At 68.0% G+C, this 23496-nt stretch carries 25 protein-coding genes and 3 tRNA genes; 25 read left to right on the forward strand and 3 right to left on the reverse strand.

Translation table 11 applies throughout. The features are described from left to right. The first annotated feature begins 31 nt into the window (after positions 1-31). The 11 genes from DFR72_RS19170 (at position 32) to rplA (ending at position 6999) form a co-directional block, all read left to right on the forward strand. Positions 32-2638, forward strand: coding sequence for a putative bifunctional diguanylate cyclase/phosphodiesterase (locus tag DFR72_RS19170; protein WP_090065899.1), 2607 nt, complete (start codon positions 32-34; stop codon positions 2636-2638). Positions 2639-2710: 72 nt separating this feature from the next. Next, positions 2711-2783, forward strand: a tRNA-Thr gene (locus DFR72_RS19175). A 45-nt stretch (positions 2784-2828) separates the two neighbouring features. Next, positions 2829-2901 (forward strand) — tRNA-Met (locus DFR72_RS19180). Between the two features lie 88 nt (positions 2902-2989). Further along, positions 2990-3154: a 50S ribosomal protein L33 gene (rpmG, locus tag DFR72_RS19185; protein ID WP_015105301.1), complete on the forward strand. Its 165-nt coding sequence runs from the start codon at positions 2990-2992 to the stop codon at positions 3152-3154. Between the two features lie 72 nt (positions 3155-3226). After that, on the forward strand, positions 3227-3676 hold the full coding sequence (locus DFR72_RS19190; protein WP_090065898.1) for a MaoC family dehydratase N-terminal domain-containing protein: 450 nt from the start codon (positions 3227-3229) through the stop codon (positions 3674-3676). Continuing rightward, complete coding sequence (locus DFR72_RS19195; RefSeq protein WP_090065897.1) at positions 3673-4080, forward strand: MaoC/PaaZ C-terminal domain-containing protein; 408 nt, start codon at positions 3673-3675, stop codon at positions 4078-4080. Before DFR72_RS19190 ends, DFR72_RS19195 begins: the two co-directional genes overlap by 4 nt. Positions 4081-4316: 236 nt before the next feature. Next, a tRNA-Trp gene (locus tag DFR72_RS19200) sits at positions 4317-4389 on the forward strand. A gap of 37 nt (positions 4390-4426) precedes the next feature. Next, the gene (gene secE / locus DFR72_RS19205; protein ID WP_114773715.1) at positions 4427-4840 is read left to right on the forward strand and encodes a preprotein translocase subunit SecE; all 414 of its coding nucleotides are present in this window, start codon (positions 4427-4429) and stop codon (positions 4838-4840) included. A gap of 40 nt (positions 4841-4880) precedes the next feature. Further along, on the forward strand, positions 4881-5687 hold the full coding sequence (nusG, locus tag DFR72_RS19210; protein ID WP_090065895.1) for a transcription termination/antitermination protein NusG: 807 nt from the start codon (positions 4881-4883) through the stop codon (positions 5685-5687). An 87-nt stretch (positions 5688-5774) separates the two neighbouring features. Further along, positions 5775-6209 (forward strand): 50S ribosomal protein L11, encoded by a 435-nt coding sequence (gene rplK, locus DFR72_RS19215; RefSeq protein WP_030478269.1) that lies wholly within the window; start codon positions 5775-5777, stop codon positions 6207-6209. 79 nt (positions 6210-6288) lie between these two features. Beyond that, positions 6289-6999 carry a 50S ribosomal protein L1 gene (rplA, locus tag DFR72_RS19220; RefSeq protein ID WP_090065894.1) on the forward strand — a complete coding sequence of 237 codons (711 nt, stop codon included), beginning with the start codon at positions 6289-6291 and terminating at the stop codon, positions 6997-6999. 62 nt (positions 7000-7061) lie between these two features. On the opposite strand, the gene DFR72_RS19225 is transcribed toward rplA, so the two are convergent. Then, a complete protein-coding gene (locus DFR72_RS19225; protein WP_090065893.1) occupies positions 7062-8042 on the reverse strand; it encodes a GlxA family transcriptional regulator in 981 nt (326 codons plus the stop codon). Between the two features lie 84 nt (positions 8043-8126). Between DFR72_RS19225 and DFR72_RS19230 the strand changes: the two genes are divergently transcribed. Continuing rightward, positions 8127-9005 (forward strand): NAD(P)-dependent oxidoreductase, encoded by an 879-nt coding sequence (locus DFR72_RS19230; RefSeq protein WP_090065892.1) that lies wholly within the window; start codon positions 8127-8129, stop codon positions 9003-9005. On the opposite strand, the gene DFR72_RS19235 is transcribed toward DFR72_RS19230, so the two are convergent. Next, complete coding sequence (locus DFR72_RS19235; RefSeq protein WP_090065891.1) at positions 8985-9755, reverse strand: methyltransferase domain-containing protein; 771 nt, start codon at positions 9753-9755, stop codon at positions 8985-8987. The genes DFR72_RS19230 and DFR72_RS19235 overlap by 21 nt on opposite strands. A gap of 9 nt (positions 9756-9764) precedes the next feature. Continuing rightward, the gene (locus tag DFR72_RS19240) at positions 9765-10490 is read right to left on the reverse strand and encodes a hypothetical protein (protein WP_090065890.1); all 726 of its coding nucleotides are present in this window, start codon (positions 10488-10490) and stop codon (positions 9765-9767) included. Positions 10491-10737: 247 nt separating this feature from the next. Here DFR72_RS19240 and rplJ point away from each other — a divergent pair, with 247 nt between their 5' ends. From rplJ to DFR72_RS19305, 13 genes are all read left to right on the forward strand, one after another. Beyond that, positions 10738-11292, forward strand: a complete 555-nt coding sequence (gene rplJ, locus DFR72_RS19245; RefSeq protein ID WP_090065889.1) for a 50S ribosomal protein L10 — start codon at positions 10738-10740, stop codon at positions 11290-11292. A 56-nt stretch (positions 11293-11348) separates the two neighbouring features. Further along, positions 11349-11732, forward strand: a complete 384-nt coding sequence (rplL, locus tag DFR72_RS19250) for a 50S ribosomal protein L7/L12 (protein WP_090065888.1) — start codon at positions 11349-11351, stop codon at positions 11730-11732. Positions 11733-12546: 814 nt separating this feature from the next. Further along, on the forward strand, positions 12547-13614 hold the full coding sequence (locus DFR72_RS19255) for an ABC transporter ATP-binding protein (RefSeq protein WP_090066306.1): 1068 nt from the start codon (positions 12547-12549) through the stop codon (positions 13612-13614). Further along, positions 13611-14396 (forward strand): MlaE family ABC transporter permease, encoded by a 786-nt coding sequence (locus DFR72_RS19260; protein ID WP_090065887.1) that lies wholly within the window; start codon positions 13611-13613, stop codon positions 14394-14396. Before DFR72_RS19255 ends, DFR72_RS19260 begins: the two co-directional genes overlap by 4 nt. Next, complete coding sequence (locus DFR72_RS19265; protein ID WP_090065886.1) at positions 14396-15205, forward strand: MlaE family ABC transporter permease; 810 nt, start codon at positions 14396-14398, stop codon at positions 15203-15205. The genes DFR72_RS19260 and DFR72_RS19265 overlap by 1 nt, the downstream gene beginning before the upstream one ends. Then, on the forward strand, positions 15202-16518 hold the full coding sequence (locus DFR72_RS19270; protein ID WP_090065885.1) for an MCE family protein: 1317 nt from the start codon (positions 15202-15204) through the stop codon (positions 16516-16518). Before DFR72_RS19265 ends, DFR72_RS19270 begins: the two co-directional genes overlap by 4 nt. Continuing rightward, positions 16515-17546: an MCE family protein gene (locus tag DFR72_RS19275; protein ID WP_090065884.1), complete on the forward strand. Its 1032-nt coding sequence runs from the start codon at positions 16515-16517 to the stop codon at positions 17544-17546. Before DFR72_RS19270 ends, DFR72_RS19275 begins: the two co-directional genes overlap by 4 nt. Further along, a complete protein-coding gene (locus DFR72_RS19280; protein WP_090066305.1) occupies positions 17543-18544 on the forward strand; it encodes an MCE family protein in 1002 nt (333 codons plus the stop codon). The genes DFR72_RS19275 and DFR72_RS19280 overlap by 4 nt, the downstream gene beginning before the upstream one ends. Then, entirely contained in the window at positions 18541-19707 is a 1167-nt protein-coding gene (locus DFR72_RS19285) for an MCE family protein (protein ID WP_090065883.1), read from the forward strand. Before DFR72_RS19280 ends, DFR72_RS19285 begins: the two co-directional genes overlap by 4 nt. Further along, complete coding sequence (locus DFR72_RS19290) at positions 19704-20846, forward strand: MCE family protein (RefSeq protein ID WP_245983142.1); 1143 nt, start codon at positions 19704-19706, stop codon at positions 20844-20846. Before DFR72_RS19285 ends, DFR72_RS19290 begins: the two co-directional genes overlap by 4 nt. Beyond that, positions 20843-22072 carry an MCE family protein gene (locus tag DFR72_RS19295; RefSeq protein ID WP_090065882.1) on the forward strand — a complete coding sequence of 410 codons (1230 nt, stop codon included), beginning with the start codon at positions 20843-20845 and terminating at the stop codon, positions 22070-22072. Before DFR72_RS19290 ends, DFR72_RS19295 begins: the two co-directional genes overlap by 4 nt. Beyond that, positions 22072-22587 carry a hypothetical protein gene (locus DFR72_RS19300; protein WP_090065881.1) on the forward strand — a complete coding sequence of 172 codons (516 nt, stop codon included), beginning with the start codon at positions 22072-22074 and terminating at the stop codon, positions 22585-22587. Before DFR72_RS19295 ends, DFR72_RS19300 begins: the two co-directional genes overlap by 1 nt. 30 nt (positions 22588-22617) lie before the next feature. Beyond that, positions 22618-23490 carry a hypothetical protein gene (locus tag DFR72_RS19305; RefSeq protein ID WP_143086714.1) on the forward strand — a complete coding sequence of 291 codons (873 nt, stop codon included), beginning with the start codon at positions 22618-22620 and terminating at the stop codon, positions 23488-23490. The last annotated feature ends 6 nt before the right edge of the window (positions 23491-23496 follow it).

Here is a 23496-nt window from a genome sequence, read left to right on the forward strand (position 1 = left end):
GGTCCCCCACCCAGGCCGACGAGGAGGCTGGATGTCCGACCGAGCGTCGGCCCCCGTGTCGGACTCGGCCGCCTGGTCGGCCAAGTCGACCAACCGCGCGTTCAGCGCGTTCGCCGTCACCCTCCTGGTGGCCGGCGTCGCCTGCGCGGGCATGGTCGCGGCCTGGCTCCCGGAGCGGGAGACCACCTCCCTCTTCTGGATCGGCCCGCTCCTCGTCGTCGGCTTCCTGCTGGCGGAACAGCTCGCGATCAACGTCGACGTCCGCAGCGGCGTCGCGTGGACGATCTCCTTCACCGAGATCCCGCTGGTCCTGGGCCTGCTCGTGGCCCCGTTCGAGATCGTGCTCGCCGCGCACGTGGTCGCCGGCGTGGGCACGTTGCTCGGCAGGCGGATCCTCGACAGGGCCGTCTACAACGCGGGCCTCATGTTCATGGAGATCTCCGTGGCGTTCGCCGCCGCCGAGGCCGTGAACCGGATGATCGGCGCCGGTGGCCCGTTCTGGGCGGGCGCGTTCGTCGGCACGATCACCGTGCCGCTCCTCGCGAGCGTGCTGGGCCTCTGCGCGTTGCGCCTCATGGGCAAGTCGATGCGCGTGGGCAACAGCGTCCGCCTCGTGCTGCAGACGCTGGTCGTCGCGCTGCTGAACACCTCTGCCGGCCTCGTCGGCTACCAGATCGTCGCCACCACGCCGTGGGGCGCCGCACTGATCATCCTGGTGCTCGCGGGCATCGTGGCCACCTACTTCGCCTACTCCGGGCTGCTGCGCGAACAGCGCGACCTGGAGGCGTTGAGCGAGGTCAGCCTCCGTGTCGCGAGGTCGGGACAACACGGCACCGGCCCGCGCCAGCCCGACGACGACCTCACCTCGGGCGTCGAAGAGGACGAGTGGCAGCTCATCGCGGAACGCATCCGCGAGCAGCTCAACGCCAACAGGGTCGTGCTGCGCCTGCGCACCGACCCGCAGGAAGCCATGATCACCCTCGTCGCCGGCGAACCGCTGCCCGACGAGATGGCCGCGACAGACCCCCGTGCCGTGCGCGAAGACCCGGTGCTCCAGCTGCCGGGCACGCACGTCCGCTACTACCGCGTGGCCGACGCGACCGAGGACGTCACCGAGGCCCTGCTGCGCCGCGACGCGCAGGAAGCCCTGGTCGTCCCGTTGCGCGGCGCGACCCAGCTGCTCGGTGCCGTCGAGGCGCACGACCGGCTGTCGCGCTGGCGCGGTTTCGGCAAGGCGGACATCCAGCTGCTGCGCACGCTGGCCTCGCACCTCGCGACGGCCGTCGACAACCGCCGCCTGCTCGCCCGCCTGCGCCACGACGCCTACCACGACCCGCTGACCGGCCTGCTGAACCGGGCGGGCTTCCGCGAGGCGTGCGGTGAGCCGCTGCACGAGTCCCAACGGGGAGTGGTGCTGCGCATCGACCTCGACATCCTGTCGACGGTCTCCGACGCGCTGGGCCAGGCCTGGGGCAACCGCATGGTCGTCGCCGCCGGACGCCGGCTGCGGGACGCTCTCGGAGCGGACGTGCCGCTGGCTCGCCTGGAGGGTGGCGCGTTCGCCGCGTACCTCGACGACGAGCGCGCTCAGACCGCCCACGAGACCGCGGAACGGTTGCGCGCCGGGCTTTCCGTGCCGTACCCGGTCGACCGCCTGACCGTCGAGGCCTCCGCGGTCGTGGGGTACGCGTCCAAGGCGGACTCCGAGACCGAGGACCCGGACCCCGACGTGTTGCTGCAGCGGGCCGATGTCGCCGTGCGCGCCACGTCCGAGGGCACGCCCGTGAAGGCCTACGCGCCGTCGATGGGCCACCTGTTCCTGCGCCGCTTCCAGCTCGTGACGCAGTTCCGCCAGGCCGTCGAGACCGGGCAGATCTCGGTGCACTACCAGCCGAAGGTCGCCCTGCCCTCACGTCAGGTCGTGGGCGCGGAAGCGTTGGTGCGCTGGACACATCCTGAGTTCGGCCGCGTCGACCCGGACGAGTTCGTGCCGGCCGTCGAGGCCACCGGACTCGTGGACGTGCTGACGGACTTCGTGATGGACCGCGCACTGGAACGCGTGCGCCGCTGGCTCGACCGCGGCCTGCGGATGTCCATCGCGGTGAACCTCTCCGTGCGGACGCTCGGAGACGAGGACTTCCCGAACCGCGTCGAGGCCGCCCTGGAGCGCCACGACGTGCCGTCGGGGCTGCTGACCTTCGAGCTGACCGAGTCGGGCGTCATGGCCGATCCCGAGCGCGCTCTGCCGGTGCTGCGGCGCCTGCACGCGATCGGCGTCGTGCTGGCGGTCGACGACTTCGGCACCGGCTACTCGTCACTGGCGTACCTGCGCCAGCTGCCGGTGGACGAGGTGAAGATCGACAAGTCGTTCGTGCTCGGTATGGGCACGGACCTCGGCGACATGGCCGTGGTCCGGTCGATCGTGGAGCTCGGGCACTCGCTGGGTCTCGTGGTCGTCGCCGAGGGCGTCGAGGACGACGCCGCGCGCGACCAGCTGGTCGGCATGGGCTGCGACGTGGCCCAGGGCTACCTGATCTCCCGCCCGCTCTCCGAAGATCGCTTCGAGGCGTGGCTGCGCGCACGAACGGTGCAGGTCAGGGGTGCTCGCGATGAGACGGTGCTCACGCTGGTGCACTGAGGCACCCCCCGGATTTCGTTCTTGGTTGAGGCGTGTTGTAGAGTTCTACGTGTCAGCAGGAACGAAGTGCTGGCCCCTTTAGCTCAGTCGGCAGAGCGTCTCCATGGTAAGGAGAAGGTCTACGGTTCGATTCCGTAAAGGGGCTCTACAACTGGCCGCAGTGCTGAGCGCTGCGGCTTGAGTTGTGTACAGCGGTGTAGCTCAGTTGGTAGAGCAAGCGGCTCATAATCGCTGTGTCGCCGGTTCAAGTCCGGCCACCGCTACTCAGCAGGATCCCCGCCGGGCGGTAAGCCCGCACCGGGTGCCTCATTCTGAGGCCGGGGCAAGTGCGCTCTCAGGAAGGCAAGGACCGTGGCTGCAACCGACGTACGCCCGAAGATCACCCTCGCGTGCGAGGAGTGCAAGCACCGGAACTACATCACCAGGAAGAACCGGCGCAACGACCCGGACCGCCTGGAGATCAAGAAGTTCTGCCCGAACTGCAAGACGCACCGCGCGCACAAGGAAACCCGCTGAGCGCGTAAGCCAGTCTTCGGCGAGGCCCGTCCCACACCGTGGGGCGGGCCTCGCCGCATATAGGCTCCTCCGGTGCCTCTCGACCCCGCTTTCATCGGACGTAGTTATCCGCCGTCGCAGCCGTACGACGTGAGCCGCGAGAAGATCCGCGAGTTCGCTGAGGCGATCGGCGCGACCAGCCCGGCCTACCTCGATGCCGAAGCGGCGAAGGCGTTGGGGCACAGGGACGTCATCGCGCCGCCGACGTTCGCGATCGTCGTGTCGATGAAGACCAACGAGACGGTCATGTTCGACCCGGAGCTGCAGCTCGACTACAGCCGCGTCGTGCACGGCGACCAGAACTTCACCCACCACCGGCCCATCACCGCGGGCGACCAGCTCGTGTGCGTGGCGCACGTCGACGCCATCACGTCCCGCATGGGCAACGACATGGTGACCGTGCGGACGGAGATCACCACGGTGGACGGCGAGCCCGTCACCACCGCCAAGTCGATGCTCGTCGTGAGGGGAGAAGACGCGTGACGTACGAGGTTGGCACCGAACTGCCGGCGCTGTCCGTGCGCCTCAAGCGCTCCGACCTGGTGCGCTACGCGGGCGCCTCGCTGGACTTCAACCCCATCCACTGGAACGAGAAGACGGCCAAGGACGTCGGCCTGCCGGACGTGATCGCGCACGGCATGCTGACCATGGCCGTGGCCTCGCGGATCGTCGCGGAGTGGATCGGCGACCCCGGCGCGATCGTCGAGTACGGCTGCCGTTTCGGCCGGCCCGTCGTGGTGCCCAACGACGACGAGGGCGCGCTCGTCGAGGTGACCGCGAAGGTCACCAAGGCCTTCGAGGACGGAACTGTGAAGGTCAACATCAACGCGGCTTTTGACGGCAAGTCGGTGTTGACGGGTGCCTTCGCCCGCGTGCGCGTCAGCTGATCTTGTGATCAAGAACACCACCGGGCGATCCGGTCCGGTGGTGTTTGCGGTGTTCACGGGAGATTCGGGCCAGGGCGGCATCGCAGTTGCACGACCCTGATTCGTCTTCCCGGCTCGCATATGGGTAGGCTGTGCGACAGGCCGCTCGGCAAGTGCTTGAGCGGTCTGGTTGGAATGGACGGGGCAGGCTCCCGTACACTTCCTGCTTGGCCAGGGGATCCCGCTCGGGATCTCAAAGGGGTGTAGCTCAACTGGCAGAGCAGCGGTCTCCAAAACCGCAGGTTGCAGGTTCAAGTCCTGTCGCCCCTGCTGTCGAAGCGCGTCATGGGTGGAGTGGAGGCACGGCATGGTCGAGGGCCGCGAGCAGGACCAGCCGGAGGAGCGCGAAGGCGCTGTCCGGCCGTCCACTGCTGCGGCGCGACGTGAGCGTCGTGCCTCCTCCCGCCCGGCCGCCCGCAAGGACGGCAGCAGCGCTGAGTCGAAGAAGAGCGTCTCCAAGTCCGACGAGTCGGACGAGGACGCGAAGAAGGGTCGCCCGACCAAGACCCGTGAAGGACAGGAGAAGCGTCCCTCGCTGATCGGGCGGGGCTTCCGCTACATCCGCGAGGTCATCGGCGAACTCCGCAAGGTGATCTGGCCGACGCGCAAGCAGCTCGTCACCTACACCGGCGTCGTGCTGGTGTTCGTGGTCTTCATGGTTGCGCTGGTGTGGGCTCTCGACCTCGGCTTCGGCGCGGCTGTTTTCGAGTTGTTCGGCTGAGCCGGACAGCTGCCGCTGCAATCAGGAAGCGAGATCCACAGTGACCTCCGATAACGGCGTCGACGCCCAGGAGAAGACCGACCTCATCGACGACGAGGTGTCCGAGGACATCGCGGCCGACGAGACGGTCGAGTCGGAGGCTGTGGACTCCGAGGACGCAGGCGCCGCGGACGAGTCCGAAGAGGGCTCGGAGGACGCCGACGTGCTCGCGATCGACGAGACGCCGATCGACGAAGAGCCCGAGGACCCCGCCGAAGAGCTGCGTCAGGCCCTGCGCCGCGCGCCCGGCGACTGGTACGTCGTGCACTCGTACGCCGGTTACGAGAACAAGGTCAAGGCGAACCTCGAGACTCGTATCCACACGCTCGACATGGAGGACTACATCTTCCAGGTCGAGGTGCCGACCGAAGAGGTCACCGAGATCAAGAACGGCCAGCGCAAGCTGGTGCAGCGCAAGGTGCTGCCCGGCTACATCCTGGTCCGCATGGAGCTCACCGACGCGTCCTGGAGCGCCGTCCGCAACACGCCGGGCGTGACCGGGTTCGTCGGAGCCACCTCGAAGCCCTCGCCCCTCACGATCGACGAGGTGCTGAAGTTCCTGCTCCCGCAGCAGGAGCAGAAGCCGGCCGAGGGCAAGAAGACCGCTTCCACCACCGTGTCGAAGCCGACCATCGAGGTCGACTTCGAGGTCGGCGAGTCGGTCACGGTCATGGACGGCCCGTTCGCCACGCTGCCCGCCACGATCAGCGAGGTCAACGCGGACGGCCAGAAGCTGAAGGTCCTGGTGTCGATCTTCGGCCGGGAGACGCCGGTCGAGCTGTCGTTCAGCCAGGTCTCCAAGATCTGAGCGGTTTTCCCTGACCGGAAGACCGATCGGCCACGCTGCGGCTGGCAGAGCCGCGCGCGGACACTGCAATAACAGGAAGTACGGACAATGCCTCCCAAGAAGAAGAAGCTGTCAGCGATCATCAAGCTGCAGATCAAGGCTGGTGCCGCCAACCCGGCGCCTCCCGTTGGTCCCGCGCTGGGTCAGCACGGCGTCAACATCATGGAGTTCTGCAAGGCCTACAACGCCGCGACCGAGTCGCAGCGCGGTCAGGTCGTGCCGGTTGAGATCTCCGTGTACGAAGACCGCTCGTTCGACTTCAAGCTGAAGACCCCTCCGGCCGCGCGACTCATCCTCGCCGCCGCTGGTGTCGACAAGGGCAGCGGCGAGCCGCACCGCGTCAAGGTCGCCAAGGTGACCATGGAGCAGGTGCGCAGCATCGCGCAGGTCAAGATGGTCGACCTGAACGCGAACGACATCGACCAGGCGGCGAAGATCATCGCCGGCACCGCCCGTTCCATGGGCATCACGGTCGAAGGCTGACCACACCCTCTTTCTAGCAAGCGTGGGAGAGCCGAGCGCGGCTCATTCACCACGAACTGATCCACGGTAAGGACAGAGCATGAAGCGCAGCAAGGCCTACAAGGCCTCCGCAGAGCTGGTGGACCGGGAGCGGCTGTACTCGCCGCTGGAGGCCACCAAGCTCGCCAAGGAAACGTCCAAGGTGAAGCTCGACGCCACCGTCGAGGTCGCGATTCGCCTCGGCGTCGACCCTCGCAAGGCCGACCAGATGGTCCGCGGCACCGTGAATCTGCCGCACGGTACGGGCAAGACCGCCCGCGTGATCGTCTTCGCAACCGGTGACAAGGCCGCTGAGGCCGAGGCCGCCGGTGCGGACGCTGTCGGCTCCGAGGACCTGATCGAGCGCATCCAGGGTGGCTGGCTCGACTTCGACGCCGCGATCGCGACCCCCGACCAGATGGCCAAGGTCGGTCGCATCGCCCGCATCCTCGGCCCGCGTGGCTTGATGCCGAACCCGAAGACCGGCACCGTGACCCCCGACGTCACGAAGGCCGTCAACGAGATCAAGGGCGGAAAGATCAACTTCCGCGTTGACAAGCAGGCCAACCTGCACTTCGTCATCGGCAAGGTCTCGTTCGACTCCGAGAAGCTGGTCGAGAACTACGCCGCCGCGCTGGACGAGATCATGCGCGTCAAGCCGTCCGCGGCCAAGGGCCGGTACGTCAAGAAGGTCACCGTCTCCACGACGATGGGCCCTGGCATCCCGGTCGACCCGAACCGCACCCGCAACATGCTGGTGGACGAGGCCTGAGCCTCCCGGTTCGCAGCTAGCTCCTGACAGGGCCCCCGGTTCGCCGGGGGCCCTGTCGCATGTCAGGCCTGGTGCCGCGGGAACGCCTGCCGGTAGTCGCTCGGCGATTTCCCCACCTGCTTCAGGAAGTGGTGGCGGAGGTTGTTCGCCGTGCCGATGCCGCTCAGGGCCGCGATCTTCTCCACCGACAGGTCGGTGGACTCCAGCAACGCCTGCGCCCGCGTGATGCGTTCGTTGAGCAGCCACTGCAGCGGTGTGGTGCCGGTGGTGGCGTGGAGCTTGCGGTAGAAGGTTCGCGGGCTCATCGCGGCCTGGCGTGCCAGGACCTCGATGGTCAGCGGTTCGTCCAGGCGGGCGCGCGCCCAGTCGAGCACCGGCGTCAGGCCCTGTTCGTCGCTGGCGGGGACCGAGAGGTCGACGTACTGGCCCAGGTGGCCGGGCCGGTGGCCGGGGACGATCATGCGGCGGGCGAGCTGGTTGGCGACGTGGGCGCCCAGGTCGCGGCGGACCAGGTGCAGGCAGAGGTCGAGACCGGCGCTCATGCCGGCGCTGGTCAGCACGTCACCCTCGTCGATGTAGAGCTGCGAGGCGTCGACCTGGATCTCCGGGTAGCGCTCGGCCAGCAGCGCGGTGTGCATCCAGTGCGCAGTGGCCTTCTTCCCGTCGAGCAGACCGGCTTCGGCCAGTGCGTACGCGCCGACGCACGCCGACACGATTCGCGCGCCGTTGTCGTGCGCCCTCCGCAGCGCGGAGACCAGCTCGGGCGGCACGGGCGCGTTGTCCTCGAAGACCTCGTCCGGCACCCACGACACGATGACGGTGTCCGCGCTCACGATGTCTTCCAGCCCGTGAGCGCTGTTCAGGGTGAAGCCCGGCATGGTGTCGCGGCTGCGATTCCCGGTGCCGCACAACCACAACTCGTACCAGGGGTCGGCGAGGTCGGGCTGCGGCGTGCCGAAGACGGCGGCGGGAATGCCCAGTTCGTAGAGGTCCGCGACGCCGAAGTCGCTGGGAACGACCAGGGCGACTGATCCAGCGCTCATGCGGTCCAGCCTATGGCAGGAATTTGGCGGAAGGGGTCATTCCGGTCACTGGTCGAGTTGATCACGCGCGGCGAGGCTGGAGGCATGACATCTGAAGCGATCACCGTGCTGGGCCTCGGCAACCTCGGACGCGCGCTGGCGGAGGCGTTCCTGCGGGAGGGTCACCCCGTCACGGTCTGGAACCGTTCTGCCACAAAGGCTTCCGAACTCAAGGTGCCCGGTGCCGTCGTGGCCGGGACTGCGGCGGAGGCGGTCGCGGCCAGCGGGCTCGTGATCGTGGCCGTGCTCGACCACCAAGCGGCGCAACAGGTTCTCAGTGGCGTGGACGTGCGCGGCCGGGCGTTGGTCAACATCACCTCCGGCACTCCCGACGAGGCTCGCGAACTCGCTGACTGGGCCGCCGCGAACGGAGCCGAGTACCTGCACGGCGCGGTGTACGCGGTACCCCAGACGATCGGCACCGACGCGTCGTCCATCATCTACAGCGGCTCCTCGGCCGTGCACGAACGTTGGCAGAAGCAGTTGGCGCTGCTGGGAAAGGTCACGTTCCTGGGAGCCGACGCCGGCCGCGCGTCCGGGTACGACGTGGCGATCCTCGCCGGGATGTACGGCCTCATCGGCGGCTTCCTGCACGCGGCGGCACTGGCGCGGGCCAACGGGATCAAGACCACCGAGCTCACGCCGATGTTGTTGTCCTGGCTGACGGACCTCCACCCCGCGCTGTCCACGTTCGCCGCGGAGATCGACGGCGAGAGCTACGACAACGCGGAGTCGAGCCTGGCGATGAACCAGACGGGGCTCGGCATGCTCATCCGGGCGGCCGCGGCGCAGGGCGTTCCGTTCGCGGCGCTCGACTCGTTCAAGGAACTGGTCGACCAGCAGGTCGACGCCGGGCGCGGGGAGGAGAGCCTCGCCCGCGCCGTCGAGTCGCTGGGCGTTGTGTCACACCGGTTTGCGGGCTGACAGCAGGAAGATCGTCACCGAGGCCTGGAAGCCGCCGCCGCGCAGTTCGGCCAGCCAGCGCTCGCCGTCCGCGCGGTCGATGGCACCGGCGCGGATCGCCCGTTCCGTGTTGCGGGTGAGGGCGAGCGTGTAGTCCGCCCTGGCGAAGTCGCGCAGCACCGTCGTCGCCGCGCGGACGTCCTCGACCTCGAAGCCCGCTTCCCGCGCGAGGCGTCCGAGCCGGCGGCCGATCGTGGCGTTGCGGACCATGGTCGAGCAGACGAACCGGTTGAACGCCCTGTTCATCTCCAGGTCGCCGTCGACGATCAGGGCGTCCCAGTCGGGTTCGGCGATGCGCAGCAGACCGCCGGGCTTCAGGGTTCGGTGAAGCTCGGCGAGGACGCCGGACGGGTCCTCGACGTGCTGCAACGCGCGGTCCATGCGAGCGCGGTCGGCGGTGCCGTCGTCCACGGGGAGCGCGTGGGCGTCCCCCTGGCGGACGTCCACCTGCGGGTAGTAGTGGGAAAGGCTCCGCGCCGCCGCCACCATCGTCGGATCCACGTCGACGCCGATCACGCGGCCGGACGTCGTGACCGCGTCGGCCATCACCGGCAGGTCCATGCCGGGGCCGCAGCCGACGTCGAGGACCGTGTCGCCGTGCCTCAGGCCGAGGGAGACGAGGAGCTGGTGCTTGTAGTCACGACCCAGTTCCGCGGCGTCCGCCATGTACTCGACCTTGTCGGGGCTGGGCACCCCCAGTGCGTTTGCCATGCACCCCAATCAACCACAGGTGCTGGGTGACCAGTCGGTGATGACCCAGCCCGCGCCGACCTTCTCCACGACGAACGTGCCCAGGCGCGGGCCGCCCTCGACGGTCAGCGCACAGGAGTCGATGGTGACCTTCGTGGTCGTCGGGGTCTTGAGCATGTCCGGCGGGAAAAGCACCTGCTGGTACCTGTCGACGCTCGTGACCTTGGCCTTCAGGTCTGTGACCGCGGCGGCGCAATCGCTTGCGCCATAAGCGTTCGCGAACTTCTGGCGGGTGTCGTCGCGCAGGAAGAGGGTGCAGGCGCGGGTCGTGTCGGCGAACGACACGTGCTTGTAGAACATGCCGACGGTGCCCTGCAGCCCGGCCGGTGCGGACAGGCCCTGCGCCGCGCCGGTCACGCCGCCGCTGTCCTGCGCGATGTCGCCGGGGTCGTCCACGCCGAAGAAGTGGTTGTAGGCCCACACCGCCGAGAAGACGACGAGCAGGAAGAACAGCGCGCGCCAGAAGATGCCGCTGCCGAGCACGAGGAGCCACCAGCGCTTGCCGCCGGGCTGCTTCGGGGGCTGCGGTGCCTGGCCCGTCGCCTCCTGGTAGCGCTGGAACTCCTGGAAGCGCTGGAACTCCTGGAACTGCCGCAGCTGCTCCGGGTCCACCGGCGGGGCGGGCGGCTGCGGGGCAGGCGGTTGCGGGGCAGGCGGCTGGCGGGGCGCGAGGTCCTTGCCGGGCTCGTCGGTCACACGTCACATCATGCCGATTTGGAGCGGCAGTACACAGTCGAGTACTGTTTTGGATGGTTCTACCGAAGACCGCAGGTTTTCTCCGCGAGGAGAACGAAGGCCCCGTTGCAACACGGGCGGCCCGCGCAGGGAGGACGAGGCTCAGTTCTGTGTGACGCCCCGTGCTGCTTGTGCGCGAGGGCGTTTTTGTTGTTTCGGGACCTTCTCCAGGCCGGCGGTCTAAACCCAGCCCAGAGAGGAGGCGATCATGGCGAAGCCCACGAAGGTTACGGCGGTCGCTGAGCTTGCGGATTCCTTCCGCACCAGCTCGGCAGCGGTTGTCACTGAGTACCGTGGCCTCTCCATGGCGCAGCTCACCACGCTGCGTCGCGCTCTCGGCGCGGGCACCAAGTACACCGTCGCGAAGAACACGCTGGTCAAGCTGGCCGCTGCGGACGCCGGTGTGGAGGGCCTCGAGGCCCTTCTTTCCGGTCCGACCGCCATCGCGTTCGTCGAAGGCGAGCCCGTCGACGCCGCCAAGGCGATCCGCGACTTCGCGAAGGACAACAAGGCCCTGATCATCAAGGGCGGCTACATGGATGGCCGCCCGCTCTCGGTCGAAGAGGTCGCCGCAATCGCGGACCTCGAGACCCGTGAGGTGCTGCTCGCGAAGCTCGCGGGCGCGATGAAGGGCAACCTGGCCAAGGCTGCGGGTCTGTTCAACGCCCCGGCTTCCCAGGTCGCTCGCCTGGCCGCTGCCCTGCAGGAGAAGAAGGCCGCTGCGGCTCCCGCCGCCGAGGCCGACGCTCCCGCCGAAAGCTGATCACCCAAAGACACGCCCGACGCTTTCGCGCGGGAGATTAGAAAGGACCGCCGATCATGGCGAAGCTCAGCACCGAAGAGCTGCTCGACGCGTTCAAGGAGATGACCCTCCTCGAGCTGTCCGAGTTCGTGAAGCAGTTCGAGACGACCTTCGAGGTCACCGCCGCGGCGCCCGTCGCCGTTGCAGCTGCCGGCCCCGCGGCCGCCGCCGAAGAGGCCGAGGAGCAGACGGACTTCAACGTCGTCCTCGAGTCCGCCGGCGAGAAGAAGATCCAGGTCATCAAGGTCGTCCGCGAGGTCGTCTCTGGTCTGGGCCTGAAGGAGGCCAAGGAGCTCGTCGAGTCGGCTCCGAAGGCGATCCTCGAGGGCGTGGCGAAGGACGTCGCCGACGCCGCCAAGGAGAAGCTCGAGGCTGCGGGCGCCAAGATCACCGTCAAGTGATCTCAGCCCCTTTGGGGGCTGGCGTTTTGCCTTGTAGTGCTTGAACGGGCGTGCATCCCCCTTGGGGGGTGTGCGCCCGTTTTTGTTGTTTCTGATCTTGTCGGACCCCTTGAGTAGGTTGAGATGTAGGGGTTCCCGGATCGGGGGGACGCCTGCGTCAGCGTGGTCACCTTGCGGGTGGCGACCATGCGGGTGGTCACCTTGCGGGCGGCGACCATGCGGGTGGTCACCTTGCGGGTGGCCTGGTCGCCTTGCGTGCTTCCCCTGGGGGCTCTGCCCCCAGACCCCCGGCAATCTGATCGGGGGGTGGCGCCACGAGCGGGTTGATGGCACGCCTGTTGCGTTGGGCGGCTGCCTGTTGCTTAGAGGGTGCGTTGGCGGTGGGGTCCCGTCACGAGCCGCACCAAGAGCGGGCCACATGCGTGAAGGGGTGTCAACTCGACGAAAAGCGTGTCGAGTTGACACCCCTTCACGCATGCAGCAAGTGCTATGGCGCGACTCGTGACGGGACCCCACCGCCTGGCCCGCGCGGTGGGACAGCTCGCCTTCGGCGTTGCGGGCGGACGGCTCGCCTTCGGCTTCGCGGATGAGCTGGCTGGCTGCTGCTCTGTGTTTGGAGTCACATCGGTCTCGAAAGTGCCGGTTGGCAGGCAGTGGTCTAGGGGGTCGTGACCGTTTTGCGAGGTCACCCTGCGTGCTGTTATCCGAACGCAACCGCCGTTAGGCCAACTGGTGAGTAACCTGCCGCGAACGAACTCGTTGCCCAGGTGTGACGCCGATCGCTGCGGCGTCCTGGGCGTGTGCGGAGGTGCGGATGGGCGTCGAGGTGGTCGTCGAGGGTTTGACCAAGTCCTTCGGCAAGCAGACCATCTGGCAGGACGTCACGCTCACGTTGCCGCCGGGTGAGGTCAGCGTGATGCTCGGGCCGTCCGGTACCGGCAAGAGCGTGTTCCTGAAGTCGCTGGTGGGGTTGCTCAAGCCTGAGCAGGGCAAGATCATCATCAACGGGACGGACCTCGTTCGGTGTTCTGAGCACCGGTTGTACGAGATTCGGAAGATGTTCGGCGTGCTGTTCCAGGACGGTGCGTTGTTCGGGTCGATGAACCTGTACGACAACATCGCCTTTCCCTTGCGGGAGCACACTCGGAAGACCGAGGCCGAGGTTCGGCGGATCGTCCTCGAGAAGATGGAGATGGTCGGTCTCGTCGGGGCTGAGAAGAAGCTGCCCGGTGAGATCTCCGGCGGTATGCGCAAGCGGGCTGGTCTTGCCCGTGCGCTGGTGCTCGACCCCGAGATCATCCTGTGCGACGAACCCGACTCCGGGTTGGACCCGGTGCGCACCGCGTACCTCAGTCAGTTGTTGATCGACCTCAACGCCCAGATCGACGCGACGATCCTGATCGTCACGCACAACATCAACATTGCTCGTACCGTGCCGGACAACCTCGGGATGTTGTTCCGGCGCGAGCTCGTCATGTTCGGGCCGCGCGAGGTGCTGCTGACCAGTGACGAGCCTGTTGTCGAGCAGTTCCTCAACGGGCGGCGGCTCGGGCCCATCGGGATGTCCGAGGAGAAGGACACGGCCACGATGGCGGCGGAGCAGGCTCATGCGGACGCCGGGCACTCTGACGGGTCCACGTCCGAGGACGTTCGGGGGATCATCCCGCAGATCGAGCCGACTCCGGGGTTGCCGTTCCGGGACGCTGTGCGGCGGCGCAAGGACCGGGTCATGACGATCATCCACCAGCTGCCGCACCAGGCTCAGCAGGGGATCATCGAGAGTCTGACGCCTGAGGAGCAGCTGCGGTACGGCGTGCACGCCGGGGCTCCTGCGGTGGCGCCCGCGCCCAGTCCGTGGCCTCGGCACGGTGGTGTTCTGTGACCACTCAGGCCTCGTTCCCCGGTGCCGGCGCGCTGCGGGAGACCGGAAAGCTGTGCCAGCTCGGGATCGACGTCGTGCGCACGACGTTCCGGCGGCCGTTCCAGCTGCGGGAGTTCATCCAGCAGAGCTGGTTCATCGTCAGCGTGACCGTGCTGCCCACGGCGCTGGTGTCCATTCCGTTCGGCGCGGTCATCGCGTTGCAGCTCGGGTCGCTGACCCGGCAGATCGGTGCGCAGTCGTTCACCGGTGCGGCCAGCGTGCTCGCGATCATCCAGCAGGCCAGTCCGATCGTGACGGCGCTGCTGATCGCCGGAGCCGGTGGCTCTGCCATCTGTGCGGATCTCGGGTCGCGGAAGATCCGCGAGGAGATCGACGCCATGGAAGTGCTCGGTGTGTCGCCGATCCATCGGCTCGTGGTGCCCAGGGTGCTGGCGGCGATGCTGGTGTCCGTGCTGCTCAACGGCATGGTGAGCGTCGTCGGTGTGATGGGCGGCTACTTCTTCAACGTGATCATGCAGGACGGCACGCCCGGTGCTTACCTCGCGAGCTTCTCCGCGCTGGCGCAGCTGCCCGACCTGTGGATCAGCGAGTTGAAGGCCCTGATCTTCGGGTTCATCGCCGGCATCGTCGCCGCCTACCGCGGCCTCAACCCGGCCGGTGGGCCCAAGGGCGTGGGTGACGCGGTGAACCAGGCCGTGGTCATCACGTTCCTGCTGCTGTTCTTCGTCAACTTCGTCCTCACCACGATCTACCTGCAGGTCGTGCCCGCGAAGGGGAGCTGATGGCGAACAAGGTGCTGTCCACCCTGGACGGTTTCGGTGACCAGCTGTCGTTCTACATCAAGGCGCTGGCCTGGACGCCCCGTGCGCTCAAGCGGTACTCCAAGGAGACGTTGCGGCTGCTGGCCGAGGTCAGCTTCGGGTCGGGGGCGCTCGCGGTCATCGGCGGCACGATCGGCGTCATGGTCGGGCTGTCCGTGTTCACCGGGACCGTGGTCGGCCTTCAGGGCTTCACGGCGTTGAACCAGATCGGCACGTCGGCCTTCGCCGGGTTCGTGTCGGCCTACTTCAACACCCGTGAGATCGCGCCGCTCGTGGCCGGGCTGGCGTTGTCGGCGACGGTCGGGTCCGGGTTCACGGCGCAGCTGGGTGCCATGCGGATCTCCGAGGAGATCGACGCGCTGGAGGTCATGGGCATCCCCAGCCTGCCGTTCCTGGTCACCACGCGGATCATCGCCGGGTTCGTCGCGATCATTCCGCTGTACGTGATCGGGCTGCTGACGAGTTACCTGGCGGCCAGAACGATCACCGTGGAGTTCTACGGGCAGTCGGCGGGCACATATGACCACTACTTCAACCTGTTCCTACCGCCGATCGACGTGCTCTGGTCGTTCGGCAAGGTGCTGGTCTTCGCGGTCGTGATCATCATGACCCACTGCTACTACGGCTACCGCGCGTCCGGCGGACCTGCCGGCGTCGGCGTGGCGGTCGGGCGTGCGGTGCGGACCGCGATCGTCACGACGGCGCTGCTCGACTTCTTCCTCAGCCTCGCGATCTGGGGCGCGACAACGACGGTGAGGATCGCGGGATGAGGAAACGCGTGCTGGGCATCGCCTTTCTCCTCGCGATCGCCATGTTCCTGTCGCTCACTGTGGCGCTCTACAAGGACGCCTTCAGCGACTACGTGAAGGTCACGCTCAAGACCGACCACATCGGCAACCAGCTGATGACCGCGAGCGACGTCAAGGTGCGCGGGCTGATCGTCGGGTCGGTGAAGGCCATCCGCACCAGCGGGGACGGCGCCGAACTGGAGCTCGCGCTGGAGCCGGACAAGGTCGAGCAGATCCCGGCGAACGTCAGCGCGCGGCTGCTGCCCAAGACGTTGTTCGGCGAGCGGTACGTGAACCTGGTGCTGCCGCAGCAGAAGAGCGCGGCCATCACCCAGGGCGCGGTCATCGAGCAGGACCGGACGAGCAGCGCGATCGAGCTCGAACGCGTGCTCGACAACCTGATGCCGGTGCTGCAGGCGATCCAGCCGGAGAAGCTCGCCACGACGCTCACCGCGTTGTCGCAGGCGCTCGACGGACGGGGCAAGCCGCTCGGCGAGACCCTGGTGTCACTCGACTCCTACCTCGGTGAGCTCAACCCGCAGCTGCCCGCGCTGAAGGAGAACATCTCCAAGCTCGCGGACGTCGCGAACGTCTACTCCGACGCCGCGCCCGACCTGCTGCAGGCGCTCAACGACATGACCACGACGACCAAGACCGTCGTCGACCAGCGCGAGAACCTGCTCGCGCTCTACGGCTCGCTGACCACGACGTCGCAGGACGTCACCAGCTTCGTCACGGTCAACAAGAACAACATCATCGCGCTCGCCGACACCAGCCGGCCGACGCTGGAGCTGCTCGCGAAGTACGCGCCGGAGTACCCGTGCCTGCTCAAGGGGCTCGCGGAGTTCGAACCGGTCATCAGCAAGGCGTTCGGCGAGGGCACCAACGAGCCGGGCCTGCACATCACGCTGGAGATCACGCAGAACCGCGGCAAGTACAAGCCGAACCTCGACGAGCCCGAGTACAGGGACAAGCGCGGACCCCGTTGCTACGACCTGATCCCGCGGCCGAACCCGTTCCCGCAGTACCCGCCGGAGGGTCCGGTGCAGGACGGGTCGAGCTCGCCGCCGCCCGCCCGCGTCGCGAACGACGGCGTCCTGCCGCCGGCCAACGCCGGCAACGTGACCGTGCCGCAGTCCGCTGACGTGCTGCGGCTCGCCAACTCGCCGGAGGAGGCCAGGTTGATCGCGGCGCTCTTCGGACCGCGCGTCGGCGTAGACCCGCAGGACATGCCCGGCTGGTCGAGCCTTCTGCTCGGGCCCCTCGTCCGCGGAACGGAGGTGACCGTCAAGTGAAGGGACTGCTGGCCCCGCTGCTCAAGCTGATCGCCTTCGCGGTGGTCACCATCCTCGCCACGTCGTTGCTCGCGGTCACCATCGCCAACGTGAACCTGGCCAGTGCCACCGAGTACAAGGCCCAGTTCACCGACGTCACCGCGCTGAACGAGGGTGACGACATCCGCATCGCCGGCGTCCGCGTCGGGCAGGTCGACGCGATCAAGGTCGTCGACCGCAAGACCGCCGAGGTGGAGTTCTCCATCGACGGTGACCGCAAGCTGCCGGAAGCGGTGACGGCGACGATCAAGTACCGCAACCTGGTCGGGCAGCGGTACATCGCGCTGGAGTCCGGCACCGGTGACACCAAGGCGGTGCTGGCCGAGGGCGGCACGATCCCGCTGGAGCGCACGAAGGCCGCGCTCGACCTCACCGTGCTGTTCAACGGCTTCAAACCGCTCTTCCAGGCCCTGTCGCCGGACGACGTGAACAAGCTGTCGTTCGAGATCATCCAGGTGCTGCAGGGAGAAGGCAGCACGATCGACAGCCTGCTGCAGCACACGGCCTCGCTGACCAGCACGCTGGCGGGCAAGGACAAGGTGATCGGCGAGGTCGTCGACAACCTCAACACCGCGCTGGAGACCGTGAACTCGCGCGACGAGGACTTCAACAACCTCGTGATCACGTTGCAGACGCTGGTCTCCGGGCTCGCCCAGGACCGCCAGCCGATCGGTGAGGCGATCACCGCGCTCGGCGACCTGACCCAGGCCACCTCCGGCCTGCTGGAGCAGGGCCGCGAGCCGCTGAAGAACGACATCGCGCAGCTCGGCATCGTCTCGAAGACGCTGGGCGACAACGAGGTGCTCGTCGACCGCATGTTGCAGCGCCTGCCCAGCAAGCTGGAGACGATCACGCGGACCGCGACCTACGGTTCGTGGTTCAACTTCTACCTGTGCGAGGCCAGCGGCCAGATCGCCGTGCCGCCGGTCATCAACGATCCGATCCCGATCACGGCGTTGCCGGTGACGCAGCAGAGGTGCCGCCGATGAGGACGAGCAACCCGATCAGGACCGGCGCGGTCAGCCTGACGCTGATCGTCCTGCTGCTGCTGGCCGCGTTCTACTCCGACGACCTGCCGATCGTCGGCGGCGGCACGAGCTACGCCGCGGACTTCAGCGAGGCCGCGGGACTGGTGCCGGGCAACGAGGTCCGCGTCGCCGGCGTGAAGGTCGGCAAGGTCACCAAGGTCAGGCTCGACGGCGACCGGGTGCGGGTGACGTTCAAGGTCAAGGACGCCTGGGTGGGCGACCGGTCGACCGCGATGATCCGCATCAAGACGTTGCTGGGGCAGAAGTTCCTGGCGCTGGACCCGCAGGGCACCCAGCCGTTGTCGCCCGGCGACCCGATCCCCAAGGAACGCACGCTTGCGCCGTACGACGTGAACGAGGCGTTCAACGGGCTCGCGACGACCGTCGGCCAGATCGACACCAAGCAGCTCGCGGACAGCTTCACGGTCCTCTCGGACACCTTCAAGAACTCGCCTGAGCACGTCCGGGGCGCGCTGGACGGCCTGTCCGCGTTGTCGAAGACGATCTCCTCGCGCGACGAGCAGCTGGCGAAGCTGCTGGACAACACGCGGCAGCTGACGAAGACGCTGGCCGACCGCAACGCGGAGTTCGAGAAGCTGCTGTCGGACGGCAACCTGCTGCTCGGCGAGCTGCGCAAGCGCCGCGAGGCGATCAGCGCCCTGCTGACCGGCACGCGGAACCTCTCGCGTGAGCTGAGCGGACTGGTGACCGACAACCAGAACCAGCTCAGGCCGGCGTTGGAACAGCTCGGCAGGGTCACCACGATCCTGGAGCGCAACCAGGAGAACCTCGACCGCAGCCTCGCGCTGATGGCGCCGTTCTACCGGGTGTTCGCGAACACCCTGGGCAACGGCCGGTGGTTCGACACCTACATCTGCGGCCTGCTGCCGCCCTCGGTGAACCTCGGCGTCGCCGGGTTCAACGAGGAAGGCTGCCTGCCTCCGGGGGTGCAGCGATGACTACAGCAGCTCACAGCAAGGTCGGCCGGTTCATCGCGATCGCGTGCGTGCTCGCGCTCGTCGTGACGGCCGGGCTCTGGTGGGTCTTCAACGGGATGAACGGTCGCAAGGTCACCGCGCACTTCGCGGCGGCCGTCGGCGTCTACCCCGGCGGTGACGTGCGCATCCTCGGCGTGAAGGTCGGCACGATCGACGAGGTGACGCCCGAGGGCAAGACCGTGAAGGTCGTGTTCACCGTCGACCGCGACGTGCGGGTGCCGGAGAACGCGCAGGCCGTCGTGGTCTCGCCGAGCGTGGTCAGCGACCGGTACGTGCAGCTCGCGCCCGCCTACACCGGCGGTCCGGCGCTGGGCGAGGACGCCGTGATCCCGCGCGAGCGCACCGCGACGCCGGTCGAGCTGGACGAGCTGTACTCGTCGCTCGACAAGCTCACGACCGCGCTGGGGCCCAACGGCGCGAACGCCGACGGGGCGTTGGCGGACCTGCTGAACTCGGCGGCTCGCAACCTCGAAGGCAACGGCCAGGCGCTCAACGACACGTTGAAGAACCTCGGCCAGGCCACGCGGACCCTGTCGGGGTCCAAGGAGGACCTGTTCGCCACGGTCGACAACCTGCAGAAGTTCACCGCGATGCTGGCCGCGAACGACAGCCAGGTGCGCGACTTCAACTCCCAGCTCGCGGAGGTGTCGAAGATGCTGGCCGACGAACGCGGCGACCTCGGCGCGGCGCTGTCGGAGCTCGCGACCGCACTGGGTCTGGTGCAGGGGTTCATCAAGGACAACCGCGAGGTGCTCAAGTCCAACGTGGACAAGCTCGCCTCGATCACGCAGGTGCTGGTGAACCAGCGGGCCGCGCTGGCGGAGACCCTCGACGTCGCCCCGCTGGCCCTGGGCAACCTGCAGAACTCCTACAACGCGGCGTCCGGCACGCTCGACGTCCGCGCGAACATCAACGAGCTGAACCAGCCGCCGATCGTGCTGATCTGCAAGCTGATCCAGCAGGCGACGCCGAACAACGTGCCGCCGATCCTCGCGCAGACGTGCAAGCAGCTGGAACCGGTCCTGACCGGCGTGGTGCCGCTGAAGCCGCCGGCCGAGATCATCAGCGACCTCAACGCGGGCAAGCTGCCGTTGCCCCTGCCGCTCGCGGGGGTGCCCCGGTGAGGAAGCTGGTCGTAGGGCTGACGGCGCTGTTGCTGGTCTCGGGCTGTGGTTCGGGCGGGTTCGACGGCGTCTACAACATGCCGCTGCCGGGCGGCGCCGACGTCGGTGATCACCCGTACCGGGTCAAGGCGCAGTTCAAGGACGTTCTCGACCTGGTGCCGCAGGCCGGCGTGAAGGTCAACGACGTGCCGGTCGGACGGGTCGAGAAGATCGATCTGGGCGCCGACGGCTGGACCGCCGAGGTGACCATGCTGGTCAACGGCGACGTCCAGCTGCCGGCGAACGCGTTCGCGAAGCTGCGCCAGTCCGCGTTGCTCGGTGAGAAGTTCGTCGAGCTCGGCAAGCCTGCCAAGGACGCGGCAGGCAAGCTCGCCGACAACGCCGTGATCCCGTTGGACAGGACCAACCGCAACCCCGAGGTCGAAGAGGTCTTCGGAGCGTTGTCGATGTTGCTCAACGGCGGTGGCGTCGCACAGCTGCAGAACATCACCAAGGAGCTCAACGCGGCGATGGAGGGCAACGAGAAGGAGATCCGCTCGTTGCTGGGCAACCTCAACACGTTCGTCGGGGAGCTCGACAAGCACAAGGCGGAGATCGTCCGCGCGCTCGACTCGATGAACCGGCTGGCGGGAACTCTGGCGCAGCAGCGCGACAAGATCGCGGTCGCGCTGACGGACCTGGAACCCGGGCTGAAGGTGCTGGCCGAGCAGCGCACGCAGCTCGTGACGTTGCTGCAGTCGCTGGACAAGCTCTCCGACGTCGCCACGGACACGATCAACAGGAGCCGTGACGACATCGTGGCGGACCTGAAGGCGTTGCAGCCGACGCTGACGAAGCTCGTCGAGTCGGGGCAGAACCTGCCGAAGTCGCTGGAGCTGCTGCTGACCTACCCGTTCCCGGACGAGGCGGTCGACGGCATCAAGGGCGACTACACCAACGCGTACATCGACCTCGACCTGAACCTCGGCACGGTGCTCGACAACCTCGGCAGGTCGCGGCAGTCGCCGATCGACTCGCTGATCCCGTCGCAGGGCACGCCGTTGCCGATGCCGAACATCCCGCTGCCGAACCTCGGGCAGAGCACCGGGTCCGGGCTGGGCGACCTGCTCGGCGGGCTGCTGGGAGGTGGTCGCAAGTGATCCTGCGGTCGACGAAGCTCAAGATCGGTGCGTTCGTGCTGGTCGCGCTGCTGGGCATCTCGTACGTCAGCGCTACCTACATCGGTCTGTTCAAGTCGGCGTCGACGGTCGTGACGATGCAGCTCGCCGACTCGGGCGGCATCTTCACCAACGCCGAGGTGACCTACCGCGGCGTGACGATCGGGCGGGTCGGGCAGCTGCGGCTGACCTCCGACGGCATCGAGGTCGACCTGGAGCTGGACGCCGACGCGCCGCGCGTGCCGTCCGCGACCGAGGCCGTCGTGGCCAACCGGTCGGCCGTGGGTGAGCAGTACGTGGACCTGCGGCCGAGGAGCGACGGCGGGCCGTACCTGGAGGCCGGGTCGGTCATCCCGCGGTCGGCGACCCGCACGCCTCCGCCGGTCGACGGGCTGCTGTCCAACCTGGACGCCTTCGCCTCCTCGGTGCCGACGGACTCCCTGAGGACCGTGGTCGACGAGCTGCACACGGCGTTCAGCGGGACCGGTGGCGACCTGCAGGTGCTGATCGACAACACCGCGGCGTTCACGGCGGCCGCCAAGGAGCACCTGCCGCAGACGACGCAGTTGTTGCAGGACGGGCGGATCGTGCTGGCCACGCAGGCCGCTTCCGGTGGTGCCATCCGGTCGTTCAGCGGCGACCTGCGGTTGCTCGCCGAGCAGCTCAAGGCCTCCGACGGCGACCTGCGGCGGTTGATCGTGGCCGTGCCGCCGGCGTCCGAGCAGGTCTCGGCGCTGCTCAAGGAGAGCGGGCCGAACCTCGGGGTGGTCTTCGCGAACCTGCTGACCACGTCGAACATCCTCGTGACCAGGCGCGACGGACTGGAGCAGCTCGCGGTGACGTACCCCATCGCCGTCGGCGGCGGGTTCTCCGTGGCGCCCGGTGACGGGTCGGCGCACTTCGGGCTGGCCTTGAACGTGTTCGACCCGATGCCGTGCACCGTCGGATACGAGGGCACGACGATTCGGCCCGGTGGCGACACCTCTGCCGCGCCGCTGAACACGCAGGCGTACTGCGCTCTCGCGCGCGGGTCGGCGACCTCGGTGCGAGGCTCGCAGAATGCGCCATATGGTGGAACACCGACCACGCCGGTCGGCAACGCGACGACGCAGCCGGGCCAGGAACCGGCGGGGCAGGCCGCCGCGCCGGAGGTGCCGTTGCTGACGTCGCTGGGTCAGCTGCTGGGCTTGCCGGAGGGGAAGAAGTAGTGCGGATCTTCACGGCCAGAATGATTTCGGGTGCCGCCGCCGTCCTGGCGGTGCTGACGTTCGGCTTCGCCGCGTACTCGGGCGTGGCCTGGTACTCGGCGTCGCACTCGTCCGAGTCGTCGTTCGCCTCGGTGCGCGACGAGGCCCTGCGGTCCGGCCAGGTCGGCGTCACGAACTTCCTGACCCTCGACTACAAGAAGGTCGACGAGGACCTGCAGCGCTGGCTCAACTCGTCGACCGGCGACCTGCGCGCCGAGATCGACAAGGACAAGGACTCGCGCAAGAAGCAGCTGGTCGACGCCAAGTCCGTGACGACGTCGAAGGTGCTGGACGCCGCGATCACCGAGCTGGACGACCGCGCCGGCAGCGCGTCGATGATCGCCGTGGTCGAGAGCACCGTGACGCCCGACGGCGGCCAGAAGGTCACCAAGATCAACCGGTACCTGACCAAGCTCACCCGCACCGAGGACGGCTGGAAGCTGAGCCAGCTGGGCCCGCTGCGGTCAGGCGTCTGATCCGGCCAGAGCTGATTGGAACGAGTGCACGTGCCCCCATCCCGCCGCCGCCCCATCCCCACGCCGCCCGCCGGAGGCCGTCCCAAGGTCGCCGGTCTGAACCGGCGCGCGTCCGCCGAGCCCGTGGCGGAGCCTGCCGTGGAGCCCGCCGCCGAGGCCGTGGTCGAGGACGTGACGCCGGAGGCAGACCTCAGGGCGCCGAAGGCGGTCGAGTGGGCGCCGCTCCCGGTCAGGTCGCCCGCCGTGGAGCCTGCCGCGCCGGAGGAGCTCGCCGACGCGGAACCCGGCTCCGCGGACGAGGAACCCGGCTCCGCGGACGAGGAACCCGGCTCCGCCGACGAGGCCGAGCCGGTCACCGGCAGGACCGGCCCGAAGGACGGCTGGATGCTCCCGGTGGCGTTGCTCCTGGTCGCGGTGCTGCTGGGCGGCCTGGGCACGTTCTTCCTGGTGAAGTCGCGCTCGGTGTCCTACAACGCCGCCCTGGTCGACTCGGTCACCACCTCGGAGGTCAACGGCCAGGTCCGCGAGGCCGTGGAGAAGTCGTTCTCGTACAACTTCGCCGACGTCGAGTCGACGGAGAAGGCCGCCAGGGAACTGCTCACCGGCAAGGCCCTGTGCCAGTACAACGCCGTGTTCGGGCCTGTGAAGGAGGTCGCGCCGCAGCAGAAGCTCGTCGTGACCGTCCGAGTGGTGTCCTCAGCCGTGTCGTCGCTCAAGGGCGACCGCGCCACCGTGCTCGTGTTCGCCGACCAGGTCACCACCCGCACCACCGACAACCAGTCGGGCGGCGGCACCGCCATGCTCCGTGTGAGCGCGGTCGACGACGGTGGCCGGTGGAAGATCGACAACATGGAGATGTTCGGTGCGTCGGTGGAGCAGAACCGCCAACTCCAGGGCTGCTGACGCGGT

The sequence above is a fragment of the Lentzea flaviverrucosa genome (assembly GCF_003350445.1).
Classification (GTDB): domain Bacteria; phylum Actinomycetota; class Actinomycetes; order Mycobacteriales; family Pseudonocardiaceae; genus Lentzea; species Lentzea californiensis.

Excerpts from the sequence above, each read along its gene's own strand:
- DFR72_RS19170 (WP_090065899.1), top strand. The coding sequence starts at position 32 with ATGTCCGACCGAGCGTCGGCCCCCGTGTCGGACTCGGCCGCCTGGTCG.
- secE (WP_114773715.1), top strand. The coding sequence starts at position 4,427 with ATGGTCGAGGGCCGCGAGCAGGACCAGCCGGAGGAGCGCGAAGGCGCT.
- rplK (WP_030478269.1), top strand. The coding sequence starts at position 5,775 with ATGCCTCCCAAGAAGAAGAAGCTGTCAGCGATCATCAAGCTGCAGATC.
- rplA (WP_090065894.1), top strand. The coding sequence starts at position 6,289 with ATGAAGCGCAGCAAGGCCTACAAGGCCTCCGCAGAGCTGGTGGACCGG.
- DFR72_RS19225 (WP_090065893.1), bottom strand. The coding sequence starts at position 8,042 with ATGAGCGCTGGATCAGTCGCCCTGGTCGTTCCCAGCGACTTCGGCGTC.
- DFR72_RS19230 (WP_090065892.1), top strand. The coding sequence starts at position 8,127 with ATGACATCTGAAGCGATCACCGTGCTGGGCCTCGGCAACCTCGGACGC.
- DFR72_RS19235 (WP_090065891.1), bottom strand. The coding sequence starts at position 9,755 with ATGGCAAACGCACTGGGGGTGCCCAGCCCCGACAAGGTCGAGTACATG.
- rplJ (WP_090065889.1), top strand. The coding sequence starts at position 10,738 with ATGGCGAAGCCCACGAAGGTTACGGCGGTCGCTGAGCTTGCGGATTCC.
- rplL (WP_090065888.1), top strand. The coding sequence starts at position 11,349 with ATGGCGAAGCTCAGCACCGAAGAGCTGCTCGACGCGTTCAAGGAGATG.
- DFR72_RS19255 (WP_090066306.1), top strand. The coding sequence starts at position 12,547 with ATGGGCGTCGAGGTGGTCGTCGAGGGTTTGACCAAGTCCTTCGGCAAG.
- DFR72_RS19265 (WP_090065886.1), top strand. The coding sequence starts at position 14,396 with ATGGCGAACAAGGTGCTGTCCACCCTGGACGGTTTCGGTGACCAGCTG.
- DFR72_RS19270 (WP_090065885.1), top strand. The coding sequence starts at position 15,202 with ATGAGGAAACGCGTGCTGGGCATCGCCTTTCTCCTCGCGATCGCCATG.
- DFR72_RS19280 (WP_090066305.1), top strand. The coding sequence starts at position 17,543 with ATGAGGACGAGCAACCCGATCAGGACCGGCGCGGTCAGCCTGACGCTG.
- DFR72_RS19285 (WP_090065883.1), top strand. The coding sequence starts at position 18,541 with ATGACTACAGCAGCTCACAGCAAGGTCGGCCGGTTCATCGCGATCGCG.